This is a genomic window from Thermoplasmata archaeon (assembly GCA_038851035.1).
Classification (GTDB): domain Archaea; phylum Thermoplasmatota; class DTKX01; order VGTL01; family VGTL01; genus JAWCLH01.
In genome coordinates, this window is sequence record JAWCLH010000006.1 from 64,849 (window position 1) to 79,763 (window position 14,915).

A 14,915-nucleotide genomic window follows, 5' to 3' on the forward strand; every position below is an offset into this window, starting at 1 on the left:
GCAGAGATGGCGGAAGAGATGGACCTGGCGGCGATGACCACCAGATGGCGAGACTTCCTGAAGACCTACTGCGCTAAGGAGCTCCTCGAGGTCGCCAACTCCTACCCCGAGAAGAGGAGCCTCCTGGTCAGCTTCAGGGACATCGAGGTCTTCGACCACGAGCTCGCAATGCAGCTTCTCGACAGGCCCAACAGCGCCATCTACACAGCGGAACTAGCGATACAGGACCCTGAGTGCCTCCCCCCCGATATCAGGCCAGAGGTCAGGCGTGGCATCCACTTCCGCGTGAAGGAGCTCCCGCCAAAGCCCCTTGCGTTGACCGACGTGAGGGAGCTCAGGGCGAAGCACATAGGGAGGCTAGTTGCGGTCAAGGGTCTCGTCCGGAAGGCGACGCAGGTAAAGCCGAAGCTCGTCGACGCGGTGTTCCAGTGCGCTAGGTGCCTCGCAATAATAAAGGAGCCCCAGACCAGCAGCGTTTTCAGGGAACCTATGGAGTGCTATAGGGACCAGGGCGGATGCGGAAAGAGCGCGGCCTCGACCTACTTTATCCTCCTGACACACGACATGGCTCCCTTGCGGAGACCGATTCAGCTCTCGAGGGCGAGGGAGAGCGCGGGCACCGACGCCGGGATGGGGGAAGGAGAAACGAGGGCGAGGGAGCTCCCCCACCCTAGGACCGTTCCCCCCACGGAGAGGTCCGTTTTCATAGACACCCAGAAAATCGAGATTCAGGAGAGCCCGGAGGGCCTGCGCGGCGGAGACCAGCCAGAGAGGCTCACGGCCTACGCCGAGGACGACCTCTGCAGGGTGGTCTCGCCCGGCGACAAGGTCATTCTCAACGGAATTCTCCGCAGCCAGCAGAGGACCTACGGGCAGGTCAAGTCCACATTCTTCGACTGGTACCTTGAGATAATCAGCATAGAGCTCGAGCAGCACGAGTTCGAGGAGGTGGAGATATCACCAGAGGAGGAGCAGGAGATTCTCAGGATGGCGAAGAGCAAGGACATCACCAGAAAAATCGTCGCATCAATAGCGCCGACGATATTCGGACTGGAGGTTGAGAAGGAAGCCCTGGCGCTCCAAATGTTCGGTGGCGTTCCCAAGGTCCTGCCCGACAAGACCAGGATAAGGGGGGACATCCACTGCCTCCTGGTAGGGGACCCCGGGACCGCCAAGTCCCAGCTCTTGCGGTATATCGCCAATCTAGTTCCCAGAGGAATCTACGCGTCGGGGAAAGCGACGAGCGCCGCAGGCCTGACAGCGGCCGCGGTCCACGACGAGTTCGGGGAAGGCCGGTGGACGCTCGAGGCGGGGGCGCTGGTGCTGGCCGACAAGGGCCTGGCCTGTATCGACGAGTTGGACAAGATGTCGGAGCAGGACAGCTCGAGCATGCACGAAGCGATGGAGCAGCAGTGCATCAGCATCGCCAAGGCGGGCATAACTGCGACCCTCCAATCGCGCTGCGCCATTCTGGCCGCCGCAAATCCCAAGGAGGGCCGCTTCGATGAGCACAGTTATCTTGTGGACCAGATAAACCTCTCCCCGACCCTCCTCTCTCGCTTCGACGTAATATTCCCTCTGACGGACAGGCCTGACGAAAAGAGGGACGCTGCTCTCGCAGAGCACATTCTCAGCGCCCACCTCGCAGGGGAGATAGCACAGTACAGGAAAAACGTCCAGGACAGGCGGTTTTCCAAGGAGGACGAGAGGAGGGCGATGAAGAGGGTGGAGCCCGAGATAAAGCCAGAGACCCTCAGGAAGTACATCGCCTATGCCCGGAGCCGCGTATTCCCCGTAATGACCAGGGAGGCGATGGAGATTCTTCAGGATTATTACGTGAGCATCCGAGCCCAGTCCAAGATGGCGGAGGGGGGAGAGGGAGGGGCCGTCCCGATGACCCCGAGGCAGATTGAGGCCCTCATCCGCCTCTCCGAGGCGAGCGCTAGGATGCGTCTGAGCAACGAGGTTACGGAGGAGGACGCGGAAAGGGCGAAGAGAATCATCGAGTTCTTCCTGCGTAAGGTCGCGAGCGACAGCGGCCGTTTCGACATCGACGCGATAATGACGGGCACGACCCACAGCCAGCGTGAGAGAATTCGGGCGATTCTGGACTACATTAAGGAAGCGGACGAGGGGCGGGGGGTCCCAGAGGAGGACATCGTCCGGGCGACGGCCAACAAGGGGGTTCCGGAGGAGAAGGTGAGGAGGGACATCGCAAGGCTCGTCGACGATGGTAGAATTTATGAGCCGAGCCCCGGCAGATACAGGTTGGCGGGAGGGGAGAGGAGGTGATTAGGTTGAAGAGGCACCGCTCTGGCAGCGAGCTTCTTATCGCGGCCTGTGACGATGAGCTACTCGGAAGGCGCTTCACAGAGGGTGAGCTAACCCTCGAAGTCAGCCCGGCCTTCTTCGGCGGTGAGAGGGTGAGCCGCAGGCTCCTCCTAGAGTGCCTCGCCCTCGCCACAATCGCCAATCTCGTCGGCGAGGAGACGGTGGCGGCGGCGATTGAGGGCGGGTTCGTTGACCCAGAGTGCGTGATTCGCATTGGCGGCGTTCCTCATGCCCAGATGGTGAGAATATGAGACGGACGGTGGGAGGGCGCCGGGGGCGCCCTAAGGAGCTGGCCTGCATCGTGTGCGGCGAGAGGCCACCCGCCCTAGACGGCCTTTGCAGCGAGTGCCTCTCGACGAGGCGCCGCTTTATAGAGCTCCCACAGTACACCGAGCTGGTGCGCTGCGCCCACTGCGCCAGCGTCCTGAGCGGGCGAAGATGGGCCGACTCCGTCGGAGAGCTAGAGGACATAGAGGCTGCGGTGCGCCGAGAGCTCCGAATTGACGTAGGAGAGGGTGCGAAGGTTGAGGCGAAGGTCAAGGTGATGCCCGTAGATGAGCATAGCGCCGATGCCGAGGTCGTGGCGCTGGTGAGGGCGGGTTTGGCATCCCTAACGCAGACGGCTCGCACGCGGGTGAGGCTGAGGAGATCCGTCTGCGAGCGCTGCTCCAGAATTCGTGGGCAATATTATGAAGCCACGCTTCAGGTGAGGGCCCTGGGCAGGCCGCTGAGTCGAGAAGAGCTGGCGCTGGTCAGGAGCAAGATCAGCGAGCTCTTCAGACCCGCCGGAAGGGAGGATTTCATCGGGAAAGAAGAGGAGGTAGAAGGGGGTCTTGACCTCAGGCTTGGGAAGGTTGCGGGCGCGAGAGCGCTCGCGAGGGCCGTGGCACAAGCGTTCGGAGGGAGGGTCAGCGAGAGCTCGAGTCTTGTCGGCAGGCGGGATGGAAGGAGCCTTCATCGTGTCACTTTCCTCGTCCGTCTACCCGGAATTCGGGAGGGCGATTTCGTGCGCGCAAGAGGAAGGCTCCTGATGGTCATGAGCATTGGGCAGAGGGGCGCCTCCTGCAGAGACTTGGCTTCCGGTGAGGAGAGGCTGCTCGATGGGAAGGATATTGCCACGGCTTTCAGAGTCGGTGGAAGAGAGATCGTCCGGGAAGCCGTTGTGCTCGAGGAGCGAAGGCCGGAGGTCCAAATTCTCGACCCTGTGAGCTGCCGGCCCCTAACATTGGTTGCTCCCGAATGGTTCTGGCGGAAAACTGGGAGGGAGAGCGTCGGGTTGGTCAGAGACGAAGACGAGGTTTATTTGGTCCCGGACGAGAGAGAGCGGGAAAGCTAGTCCGGCTCTACACGGATTGCCTCGAACTCTCCTAGAGGCCTCAGAAACCGGCCAGCGCTTTCACTATCCCGTAAAGAATTACATTTCCAAAGACGAAGCAAAAAACAAAACCCGCGAGGAGCTGGACCATGAAGGGAATTTGTGGCTGGACCCAGACGCGGGTCTCGCCCATCTCTTCGAGCCTGCGTAGCTGCGCCTTTTTCCATCCGGAATCGCAGCCCCTGAAACGGTAATAGAGGTATCTCCTCCTCCCGCCCTCGACACACTCCGAGAGCCAGATGAACCTCTTCGCGCGCGCCTCGTCGATTGGAATTCTATAAGCGAGGAACATCAGCGGGCCCCAGTCGCCTCTCGCCAGATTGTAGATGAAAAGCGCGATGGGGTTGAAAATCGTGAAGAAAGCAGCGGTGAAGAAAACGGCGAGAACGAAGGGGCAGATGAGCATGAAGCCCCGGGGGGCCGGGAGGGGATCAATAATGGGGGAAGGGTAGAAGGGTATGAAAACCGACATCGCCAGGAAGGCCTTGGCATCGGCCCCGCCGGAGAGGAGCTGGGTTCTGTAGAGAACATAGGCGAACAGCATCATCACCGGGATTGTGAGAAGCTGGAGGTGGCGGAAGCCCTCCTGAGTAGAGGGGTCGAGTAGGCCAGTCCTGAGCTGGGCCGCTACCACCATCAGCGATGCCGCGACCAGTCCTATGGTCGCCAAAGCACTGTCCCTTTTCCGGACGCCCACGCCCAGAATTTCCCCCTCGTACCAGAGGGTGATGAAAAAAACGATTATAAAGAACGGCGAGAGAAGGTAGACGATGCCCTCGCCGTTGAGAAGGAGGTCGAGCTCAAGCAGAGCGGTCCCCAGAGCCAAGAGTATCCACCAGGCCCCGTCTGCGACGCGCCTCGTTCTCAGGTCCGATTCCGCCGCCCACGCCAGAACCCCCGCACCGACCAGAAAGCGCACTAGGTCGGTGAAGCTCCCGGGTCCATACACAGACATGACACGCCTTTCGAGGAGTTAAATCTAGGGGAAAACATATTTAAAAACCAATCAGCATCAGGAGGCTCGATGTGCGCTAGGGTCAAAGAGGAGAGAGTCCAACCGCCTGATGCTCCCTCGGCCGCCCCATCCGGTGCCCGCTGCAAGACAGGAATCGAGCTACTAGACAGAGCTCTTGGAGGAGGAATTCCTAGGGGCAGCTCTGTTCTCCTGAGCGGCGCGTGTGGGACGGGCAAGACCACGCTCGGGATGGAGTTCCTCGCTCGCGGAGCCTCGGCAGGGGAGATCGGGCTCTACATCGCCGTCACAGAGCCATCGAAGAGGGTGAGGGACAATATGAGCGCCTTCGAGTTCTTCGACCCTAAACTCGTGGAGGAGGGCAAGCTCCGTCTACTCGACGCCCAGGACATGCTTGAGAGGCTCGGTGTTGACAGGGTCGAGTACACACAGGAAGACGCCGCCGCAATTCTTAAAGCGATTCTAGACTCTGTGAGGGAGTCCGGTGCGGCCAGGCTGGTGGTCGACTCTATAACTGGCATTTGCATCCATCTCAAAACCAGGGAGAGGGTGAGGGACTTTGTGCTCAAACTCGCGAGGGGTCTCTCGGCCGCGGGGTGCACCAGCCTCCTGGTTTCCGAGACCACACCCAGTGAGGGCCACCACTCCCCGTTCGGGGTTGAGGAGGCGGTGGCGGACGGTGTTATCGCGCTGGGGAATGCGGACCAGAGGGGGCACCTCCTGCGGACGCTGCACATTGTAAAAATGAGGGGGACCCACCACTCTAGGGCAAGGTACGCTCTAGACCTCACTCCCTTCGGGATCATTCTCGCCCCCCTTCTCAGGGGATCGCTCGGCGCCTGAGAGAGGCCTCCTGATGTCTCGCATTCCCTGGGATGAGTATTTCATGAACATCGCCTGCGACGTGGCTGCCCGGAGCACCTGCATCAGGAAGGGGAGGAAGATCGGAACAGTGATAGTGAACGAGTGGCACGAAATAGTAGCCACCGGCTACAACGGCAACCCCCGCGGGATGGAGCACTGCGAGGAAATAGGCTGCGTTCGGGAGAGACTTGGAATTCCGAGCGGTGAGAAGGCCGAGGTCTGCACTGCCGTCCATTCGGAACAGAACGCGCTCCTTCAGGCCGGGACTAGGTCCCGCGGCTCCACGCTCTATACTATATTCAACCCCTGTAACACCTGCGCGAAGATGATCGCGAACGCCGGTATCGTGCGTGTGGTCTACATTATTGACTACCCAGAGAGGATGGGTCTGGAGATTCTGAGGAAGTGCGGTGTAAGGGTGACGAAGCTCAGGGGCTTCAAGAGGAGGCCAGAATAGCTCGACCGAAGAGGTGAATCGACAGGATATGCAGGGGGCTCAGGAGCAGCCGCAACCCCCTACTTCTCTGTAATCACCTTCGTCACCGCGAAGTGGCTGTCCTGATGGAGGAGGGTGAAGTAGTTCGTGCTGTGCTTCGTGGCGCGCAGCTTGACTATCCTTATCCTTCTCTGTATGTGGATGTCGCCGACTCGCTCCATTTTGAGAAGGATTATGCCGTCCGCAAGATAGTCTTCTCCATACAGTGCTAGGGGGTCGCCCTTCTGCGTCATCTCAACTGGAAGGAAGGTCGTGACGCCTAGGTCCCTCAGCCACTCAAAGAGCTCGAAGAGCTCGATGCGGGGCTCCTTGAAGGCGGCGAGGAGTTCCAGGACCGTCAGGGAATCAATGGTGAGGAGCTGGTAGTCGAGGCTCTTTTTGAGGTTATTGGCGTACATCTTGAAGACCTCCATCCAGCTCTTCTTGCCGAGCCTCATCTTCTTGCGGAGGATGGCCAAGTCCAGAACGCTCAGGTGGGGCTCGACTTCGTCGTAGACCATGCCGAGGCTCGCCATCTGGGTGAGGACGGACTTGCGGCTCTGCTCGAGCGTAACGAAGAGGCCGGTCCTGCCCTCGACCGCGTTGTGATGGAGGATGCTGTAGGCGAGCGAGGACTTCATCGTCCCAGGCTCGCCCATGACGAGGATGACGAAACCCTGCGGAATTCCTCCCTCAATGAACTCGTCCAAACCCGTTATGTGTGTTGGAATTCGCTCCTCGGCCATGGACCCTCACCCCGAGGAAGTAACGGATTCAGGAGTATAATAATTTTGGCTGGACTCTGAGAGAGGTCCCTAATTATCTCACCTCCTCAAGAAAAGCCCGAATTGCGGCCCGCATCTCGTCCCCGCTCCCATACCTCTCGAGCCTCATCAGGGGCGATGTGTTCCCAGATATCATCGCCGAGAGGGAGTGAACCTCTCTGTGGCACAAGCAGAGCACCGGAATTCTGCGGACGTGTAGCGCATAGGAGATTTCGTATCCAACGCCCAGACTCGGCCCAGAAACCTCCGCGACGAGCGCGTCGGCTCGCCGAAGCCAGTGAAGGTCCCTTTCGTAAATGTAAGCGTCAATTGAGCGTGGCCATGGAGCCCTACCCCCCGGTTCTCCGTCGAGCACTGCGAAGGCCGCTCCTTCTCCCGTCTCCTTGGCCCCTGCGTCTGTCTCTTTCCCGCTCCGGCCTCCCCGGGCTTCATGCTCTCCGGCCCGCGTCGCTGCGGTCTCTCCCCGGCACTCCTCCCCTTTCTCGTTGAATTTCCCATGGCCGCCCGGCTCCTCGCTCAACCCCCCCAGCTCGCCCCACTCGACCGTGCCTGAGAGCTCCGTCAGGGCGAGGTGGCCCAGCTCTTCAACGATTCGAACCATCTCATGGAAATTATCGACGTATTTTCCTCCCGAGCGCATCGGGCCCGCGCAGTAGACCCGGAGCCGTCCGCTTCCACCGGTTGCACTCTCGACCCTTTCGGCCTCTCCTCCCCTCCTGCCCGTTTTCATGGCCACTTCCCCTAGTTCCCCATTTCCTTGTCGCTCCGAGGTACCGCCACCCTCCCTACACCTCCAATCGCTCGAATACCCCTTTTTCTCTCCATCCCATCTTTCCCCGGGCCTGTTCCTATCACCCACCAGCCGCTGCCACTCTCTCACCATCCCCCTGGCCCCCTCCTCCCACTCCCTGCGTCCCGGCCCTCCTGACCTTCGGTCACTTCTGGGAGCCTATGTTCCAAAGCTCGTCCCCTACATAATGGAGCGTCCTCACAGCCTTCCCAGGCGACCTCGAGGCCATCATCCCGGCCGCGACGAGAGCCCTTCCAATCGCAAGAGGTTTGAGGTGCTTTACGTCACGGACCCAGACGAGCTCTCCCTCCCTTATTGCAGAATCGACTTCAACGATGCCGGGGCCCATCACGTCCGCGCCATTGCAGATGAACCTGATCGCCCCCTCGTCCACAGACACGAACCTCCTAGCGGGAGGCCACCTGAGCAGGCCCCGCACGGTCAGGAAGGGGCCGCGCTCGGTCAGGATGGCGAGCGCCTGATTGCCCATGAGAATGACTTGGAAGTCTCCCGCCTCCGCCATGTCGACGGCGTCGTCCTCGCTGAAGGTCCTGACGCCCAGCGAAGCCTCGAGCTCGTCGGCGAGCTTCCTTATCTCCTTCCGCCTGAGCCTGTGCCTGTGCCTGAGCTCGAGCACGCCCCTCGAACTCCTCGGGGGATAATGATATTTGCGGGTAGCGAGATTGAGGGGCGATGAGGGAGTGCGGGAATTCCGGAGGGCGGCGTCGCTACCGCGCGCAGCAGGGCCACCCTGAACGTGGAGAAAAAGAAAAAGAGGCCATTGCGGAGCACTATTGCTCGCTCTGTGGCTCCGGAGCCCTCACCTTCGTGAGGTATAGCGGCGTTCATCTTTGCAGCAGGCATTTCGTGGCTTTCGTGAAAAAGAAGGTCTCGCGCGAGCTCAGGAAACAGGTCAGGCTCCCAGAGAGAGCGAGGGTCGCGGTCGCGGTCTCAGGAGGTAAGGACAGCGTGGTCACCCTGAGGCTCCTGCACGAGCTCCTCTCCCCGCGCAGGGGCACAGAGATTCTCGCGATAACCGTGGACGAGGGCATCAGGAGCTACCGGCCCCCGGCAATCAGGCTCGTTGCGGAGCACTGCAGGGAGATTGGAGTGGAGCACCGCGTGGTTTCCTTTACAAAAACCTTCGGCCTGACCCTCGATTCTACAAAGGGGAAATGGGGCGAGAGCACCGCCTGCACCTACTGCGGGGTCTTCAGGCGCTACTGCATGAACAGGGAGGCGCGGGAGGTCGGGGCGGACGTGCTCGCGACAGGTTTGAACCTGGACGACACCGCCCAGTCGATTCTGATGAACATCTGCAGGGGCGACGTGGAGAGGCTCGCGAGGCTCGGGCCACACGAGAGAGTCCAGCCGGGGCTCGTTCCGCGCATTCAGCCCCTCAGGCAGGTCACCGACAAGGAATCCTATCTTTATGCTATGCTCAGGGGCTACAAGGTCCACAGCCTGACCTGCCCCTACGCCGGAGACGCCATGCGAAACCGCTTCAGGGCCGTGGTGAGCGAGCTCGAGACTGCCTCTCCGGGCACCAGATTCTGCATCCTGAACTCGTACGATGCCATCCGGAGGGCTCTCGAGCCCCTGTACCCTCCCGCGAAACTAAGGCCCTGCTCGTCCTGCGGCGAGCCCTCCGCGGGAGAGTTATGTGAGGCCTGCAGGCTGGTCGGTTTTCTGAAGGGGGCCGGAGGAGGGGCCGGGGAGGCGCCCCGGAAGCCACCTCGCCGGAGGAGCTGAGCGCCGCCCCCTTTTCCTCCGGGGCACCATGATTCCTCCGCCCCCTAAAGGAGTGGCGCCTCCGACGACGAGCACTGCTCGTCGAGGCGGAGGCGACCACAGGTCGTCCGGGCACGGGCTTCGCCCCTTCCCCGTTGCTTCCGGGAATGAAGCCTTGAGCGTCCCAGCGAAGTGCGTGAAAGTTCTGTTCGCTTCACAGGTTACTTCCCAAGCTCCTTGAGGAAGCTGTCCACCTCGCTGTTTCCTCCCGGTTTCACAGGCAGGGCGGGCTGGGGGGCGGCCGCGCTTCCGGGAGCGGCCGGGGGGCCGGGCGGCGGCTGGATGGGAGGCGCGGCGAGAGCGGGCGAGGAGTGCTGGGGCGGGGCCGCGCTGGGTCCCTCCTCGACCCAGCCCGTCGCCGGGGGCTTTTTCTCCTCCCTCGGCGCCTCTCCGGACCGCTCGCCGGGCAGCTCCTCCACGGGCTCTCCCGCGACCGGGGTCACGGGCCCCGGCTCCTCGAGCTCCGGGGCCTCGCCAGGCTCCTCCTCCTTCTTCCTGTACCTGCCGACGACAACGACGACCGCTATCAGAACCAGCAGGACCACGATGACCGCCCACACAACCCAGGCGTAGTCGGGGTTCTCGACGCTGACAGTGTAGACCGCCACAGCCTCGTTACCGAGCTCGTCCACGGCCCTGACCTCGTACCTGTGTACCCCGTTGTCTCCGAGACCTGTGTCCCAGGTGGCGTAGTATCTCCCTGTGATTTCCCGGTATATCATCTCGCGCCACTCGCCGCCCTCCAGCTTGAGCTCGACCCTCTTCACCTTCGAGCTGTCGGAGATGGTGAACTTGAACTCCACCTTTCCCTGGACCGTTCCGGGGGGAGAGAGCTTGAAGATTTCGGGGGCGGAGTTGTCCACGAAAACCCTCACGCTCCGCGTGCTCTGGAGGCCGGAGGTGTCGCTCGCGGTCACGGTTATTGTGACGTACCTGTCCCCGCCCGCCCAGGACTTTGTGTCGAGAAGGGCCTCGTAGAGGGAACTCTGGGGGTTGAGGACCGCCTCGCAGCCCCGCGCCCCTGTGGAGTTGTCCGGGAAGACCAGCACCCGCGCGATTCCAAGGGCGTCCTGGGCCCGCACCGAGACCCTCAGCACGCCGGCGACTCTGGCGTCAGGTAGGGGCGAGGCGAGCAGCAGCTCCGGCTCCGAGGAGTCGAAGACGAAATCTGTTGAGACGGTGGTCAGGTGGCCGGCCATGTCCATCGCCCTTATCATCACAACGTGCCTGCCCTCGCCGAGGCCCGGGCAGGTGAAGGGTTCGCCCGCGGGCCTCCAGCCGGTCCCGTCCAGGTTGTACTCCACCCCGGCGAGGAACAGGTCGCCCGCCTCCAGCTCGAGGAGCCTTTCTCCTTCCGTATAGACAATCCTCTGGTTGGGGCGCGGGTAGCGAACCATGAGCGCTGGTGGCGTGTTGTCGATGTGGAATGAGACCTCCTCCGAAGAAGCGAGCTCACCGGTGAGGTCCCTCGCCTCGGCCAGAGCGGTGTAGTTTCCGTCGGGCAGGGAGCGGGTGTCAAGGGAGAGCTCGTAGTAGCCGCTCTGCGGGCTGAGGGAGAGTCTGCGCGGCGCTAGACCGGAGATGGAGACGCTCACGCTCTCCAGCCCGAGCCCGTCGCCTGCTCTGACCCGAAAGACGGCATCGCCGGAGAGGAACTCTCCCTCCAGGGGCCTCAAGAGCTCGACGGAGGGCAGGGAGTTGTCCACAACGACACTGACTGTCCTTTCCGTCCCGTGGCCGATGGCGTCCCGAGCGAGGAAATCTAGCGCGTGGGGGCCGTCGGGGAGCTCTGAGGTGTTAAGCGCGGCCCTGAAGCTCCCATTCTCCAGAACCATCGGCGACGCCGGGCGGCCGTCGACCCACCAGCTCACCTCAGAGAGGAAGAGGTCGGAGGCCGACACGGACAGGTTGACGGTGCCCTTTACCCTCTGGCCGTCGAGGGGAGACAGAACACCTAGCGAGGGCGCGTGGTTGTCTGTTTTGAAGCTCAGACCCTCATAAGCCACCGTCTTTCCAGAGGCGTCCCGCGCCTCCGCAGAGACGATGTGCTCCCCGTCTGCGAGGCCGGCGGTGTCCAGAGGCAACTCATAGTAGCCGGAGAGAGCGCTGAGGCCAGCGGGCCTCGAGACGCCGTCGAGGGTTATTGTCACGGAGGATATGGGGGCGAAGGAGGCGGCCAGGGCCCTTATCGTGAGCTGGCCCTCGAGCAGGCTCCCGCCGGCCGGGGAGACGATGTCCAGCGCGGGCTCGGCGTTGCAGACGATGACTTCCACGAGGGCCTCGGTCGCCCAGCCCGCCATGTCCACCGCCCGCGCCCGAATTCTGTGGGCCCCGTCGGGAATTCCGGAGGTGTCGATGAGGAAGCTCTCCTGCCAGCCGGGAGCGGCCGGGACCCAGGGGCCCCCGTCCAGTGCGTACTGGGTGTGGGAGGGGTTGGCGTCGCCCGTCCCGCTCAGGTCGAGCTCGAGGAGGCCCGAGACATAGACGCCGGAAACCGGTGAGTTCAGCGAGAGGGAGGGGGGCGTGTTGTCCACCGTAAGGGAGACGGACGGAGTGGACACGTTCGTGCCGGCGAGGTCGATTGAGTAGGCCGAGACCTCGTAGTCGCCGTCCTGAAAAGCGCCCGAGGGCCACTCGTACGCGTACACGCCTCCACCCAGGGTGACCATCGGCGCGTCAATGAAGACGCCGGGCCCGGTTATCAGGATATTCACGTTCATTGAGGCCTCTCCGTTTGAGCCGCTGATTAGGAAGACCTGCTCGCCCCTGACGAAGCCGGGCACGGGCGAGGAGAAGGCGATGCGGGGTTTGAAATTGTCGAACTTCAGGTCTATGCTCTTTGAGTCCGTCCGGCCTTCCCAGTCCCTCGCTCTGACGAGAAGGGTGTGCTGGCCGTCCAGATAGAGCGCGGTGTTGAGGCTGCATACGTAATTCCCGCCGGAGAGTGAGAGGTCCCCGGCGTAGCTCCCGTCAACGAACAGCTCGACGTCCTCGATTCCGGCGCCCTGGACAGAAGCCGTTACCTGCAGCATCCCCGAGACCGTGGCGCCGGGGGAGCTTGGAGCGACGAGGGTGAGCGAGGGCTCCTGATAGTGAATCGTCAGCGTCCAGGAGTCTATGTAGCCGCCGTAGGTGTTGGAGCTCCCGTAGTTGCCCTCGTCCCTGACCCGCAGGAACCACTGCCCGGTGCTCAGCTTGCTGTTGAAGCGGAAGATATCGTAGAACGTGGTCGATATCGAGGCTCCGCCGTAGTAGGTCCCGTCCCACACGAGCTGCTGCTCCGTCCCGTCCGGGTGGCGGATGTAGACGTCGATGTCTGCGGCGTCGTTGCCGTTCTGGTTGGCCCATATCAAGACCTGGACATCTATTCGGGTTATTGCCAGCCCGACATTCACATATATCGGGCTGAGCGCCTCCCTGCCGTACCAGCCGCCGTTCCCGAAGTAGTAGTCGGTACCATTCGAGAAGCTCTGCGTCAGGGCCTTCGAGCCCGGCGCCCAAATCGGGAGCGCCATTAGAAGCATGGAAGCGGTCAGACCCAGCACAACCAGTCTCATTCCCATCCTTTTATTCTCCATGTTGGACCTCCTCGATGCGTAACCGCTCCCTGAGATATTAAAGATATATATCGCGATTGGTGCGGTTTGAAATCAATTTAAGAAGTTTGCGCCCCGCAAAGGGGCCCGAGCGGAGATACGGTTAAGTATTGAGAAACGGTTGTTTCCCGATGGGGTTCCGGGCCTGCGCGGGAGGCTAGCTCGCGGGTCGGGAGGGAGGCGTGCACTCGTTGCTGTAGCTGTGGCTCTGGCCCTCCTCGCCCAGACCCCGATGTGCCGGGAGGCCGGGAGCAAGAGCTCCAGACCGCAGGCCCCGGGCGGCTCCTTCGTCTCCGAGAAGGCCGGCTTCACCCTCATACACCTCGAGGGCGACCCGCGGACGATCGGTCTGGAGCACGGCCGGCTTCTCGCGGACAAAATCGAGAGGGGCATGGCCGCCTACGCCCACTGCTCGATGGACTGGTACGGCTTCACCTGGGCCCAGTGCCGCGCCACCGCCCTCCTCTTCTGGACAAGGGTTCCGGCCGAGTACCAGCAGGAGATTCAGGGCATCGCCGAGGGCGCCGCCTCCGCTGGCGTCAGGAACCCCGACGGGGCTCTTGTTGACTGGATTGATGTTCTCGCCTACAACGCCCAGTGGGACATCTGGTGGACCCTCACATCGCCCGGAAACCCGCTCTGGTGGTGGCCCTTTCATAGGGATGAGGAGTGGCCGCACCATTGCTCCGGCTTCGTCGCCACAGGTCCCGACTGGACCGCGGACGGCGGCTTCGTGCTCGCCCAGAGTCTCTGGATGCCGTATTTCCTACCGCCAGCGCACGCGGTCTGGTGCGATCTCGTCCCAAACCAGGGCAACAGAATTTTCATGCAGCTGACCGCCGGGATGATATGGTCAGGGACGGAATATTACATCAACTCCGCGGGCCTCGTCGCGGCCGAGACGACACTAGGCCACGGAGCCCATGTATGGGGCGGCACGCCCGCCTTCGTCAGGGTACGGAGGGCAATTCAGTACGCCTCGACCATTGACGAGTTCAGGGAGCAGATGCTCAGGGACACCAACGGCGCCTACTGCTCTGACTATCTGCTCGCCGATGTGAAGAGCAACGAGGTCGCGGTGCTCGAGCTCGGTGGAAGGACATGGGCGCTGGCGAGGACGAGCAATGGCTTCCTCCCCTCCTGCAACTATCCATGGGACCCGACGGTGGCCGCAGAGATGGGCGCCCCACAGGGCGCGGCCCACGGGTGCTGGCCGAGGTGGATTCGAATTCAGGACCTCTGCAACAGCTCGAAGGGAAACATAACCGTCGAGTTCGGCAAGGCGCTCCTCGGCGACCATTACGACACCACCGTCGGTTACGAGAACCCGGGGAGGTACAGCCTCTGCGGCCACGGCGAGAACACCACCCGCGGCTACCCGCACGGCTCCCAGGACGGGAAGGTGACGAACCGGACAATGGCCTCTCGAATGCAGGTCTGGGCTCGTTACGGCCATTCCTGTGGCCAGCCTTTCTACAAGGAGCTGCACGCGGCGGAGCACCCCGACTACGCCTTCGACGACCTGGAGGACATGATTGCGGGCCCCTGGAGCACATTCGGCGCGCTCAACCCCCTAGAGCTGTCGGTGCTCGACTCCAGCGGCCAGCCCGTCCGGGGCTCGCGGGTGAGGGCCGAGGACGTGTATGATGGCAACACAACTTGGTTCGAGCTCCCGGAGGGCAGGCTCCTCATCGAGCGCTTCATGACCGGCGTCTACAATTTCACGGCGGAGAAGGGTGGCCTGAAGGTCAGGGAGCGGTTTGAAGTCTCCGGGCCCCGGTCGGTCGAGCTTTTCCTTAGGGAAAGCGGTAGTGGGTCGGTGGCGGGAGGCCACCTCGCGGTTGCGGCCGGCGCGGCGGGCATCGCGGCAGTATCGCTGGGATGGGTGATGTGGAGGAGGATGAAGAACTCGCGAGTCCGGGGGCGGAGCTGACG

Annotated in this window: 12 protein-coding genes; 7 read left to right on the forward strand and 5 right to left on the reverse strand. The window is 62.3% G+C overall.

What is annotated here, in order from left to right; genetic code table 11:
* The first annotated feature begins 6 nt into the window (after nt 1-6).
* The 3 genes from QW379_03265 to QW379_03275 are packed head-to-tail and all read left to right on the forward strand — an operon-like array spanning nt 7 to nt 3,667.
* Nucleotides 7-2,292, forward strand: coding sequence for a minichromosome maintenance protein MCM (locus QW379_03265; GenBank protein ID MEM2869426.1), 2,286 nt, complete (start codon nt 7-9; stop codon nt 2,290-2,292).
* Complete coding sequence (locus QW379_03270) at nt 2,289-2,582, forward strand: DUF424 family protein (GenBank protein MEM2869427.1); 294 nt, start codon at nt 2,289-2,291, stop codon at nt 2,580-2,582. The genes QW379_03265 and QW379_03270 overlap by 4 nt, the downstream gene beginning before the upstream one ends.
* Complete coding sequence (locus QW379_03275) at nt 2,579-3,667, forward strand: NMD3-related protein (GenBank protein MEM2869428.1); 1,089 nt, start codon at nt 2,579-2,581, stop codon at nt 3,665-3,667. The genes QW379_03270 and QW379_03275 overlap by 4 nt, the downstream gene beginning before the upstream one ends.
* Before the next feature lie 40 nt (nt 3,668-3,707).
* On the opposite strand, the gene QW379_03280 is transcribed toward QW379_03275, so the two are convergent.
* A complete protein-coding gene (locus QW379_03280; protein ID MEM2869429.1) occupies nt 3,708-4,655 on the reverse strand; it encodes an A24 family peptidase C-terminal domain-containing protein in 948 nt (315 codons plus the stop codon).
* Between the two features lie 75 nt (nt 4,656-4,730).
* Here QW379_03280 and QW379_03285 point away from each other — a divergent pair, with 75 nt between their 5' ends.
* Nucleotides 4,731-5,522 carry an ATPase domain-containing protein gene (locus QW379_03285; GenBank protein MEM2869430.1) on the forward strand — a complete coding sequence of 264 codons (792 nt, stop codon included), beginning with the start codon at nt 4,731-4,733 and terminating at the stop codon, nt 5,520-5,522.
* Between the two features lie 13 nt (nt 5,523-5,535).
* Nucleotides 5,536-6,000 carry a dCMP deaminase family protein gene (locus QW379_03290; protein MEM2869431.1) on the forward strand — a complete coding sequence of 155 codons (465 nt, stop codon included), beginning with the start codon at nt 5,536-5,538 and terminating at the stop codon, nt 5,998-6,000.
* A gap of 59 nt (nt 6,001-6,059) precedes the next feature.
* Here the strand turns inward: QW379_03290 and QW379_03295 are convergent, their stop codons facing one another.
* The 3 genes from QW379_03295 to QW379_03305 form a co-directional block, all read right to left on the reverse strand.
* Nucleotides 6,060-6,764 (reverse strand): ATPase domain-containing protein, encoded by a 705-nt coding sequence (locus QW379_03295; GenBank protein ID MEM2869432.1) that lies wholly within the window; start codon nt 6,762-6,764, stop codon nt 6,060-6,062.
* 73 nt (nt 6,765-6,837) lie between these two features.
* Nucleotides 6,838-7,539, reverse strand: coding sequence for a hypothetical protein (locus tag QW379_03300; protein MEM2869433.1), 702 nt, complete (start codon nt 7,537-7,539; stop codon nt 6,838-6,840).
* Nucleotides 7,540-7,738: 199 nt separating this feature from the next.
* Nucleotides 7,739-8,230, reverse strand: a complete 492-nt coding sequence (locus tag QW379_03305) for a PUA domain-containing protein (GenBank protein ID MEM2869434.1) — start codon at nt 8,228-8,230, stop codon at nt 7,739-7,741.
* 56 nt (nt 8,231-8,286) lie between these two features.
* Between QW379_03305 and QW379_03310 the strand changes: the two genes are divergently transcribed.
* A complete protein-coding gene (locus QW379_03310) occupies nt 8,287-9,345 on the forward strand; it encodes a TIGR00269 family protein (GenBank protein MEM2869435.1) in 1,059 nt (352 codons plus the stop codon).
* A 200-nt stretch (nt 9,346-9,545) separates the two neighbouring features.
* Here the strand turns inward: QW379_03310 and QW379_03315 are convergent, their stop codons facing one another.
* Nucleotides 9,546-12,947, reverse strand: coding sequence for an Ig-like domain-containing protein (locus tag QW379_03315; GenBank protein ID MEM2869436.1), 3,402 nt, complete (start codon nt 12,945-12,947; stop codon nt 9,546-9,548).
* A gap of 154 nt (nt 12,948-13,101) precedes the next feature.
* Between QW379_03315 and QW379_03320 the strand changes: the two genes are divergently transcribed.
* Nucleotides 13,102-14,913 (forward strand): C45 family peptidase, encoded by a 1,812-nt coding sequence (locus QW379_03320; protein MEM2869437.1) that lies wholly within the window; start codon nt 13,102-13,104, stop codon nt 14,911-14,913.
* The last annotated feature ends 2 nt before the right edge of the window (nt 14,914-14,915 follow it).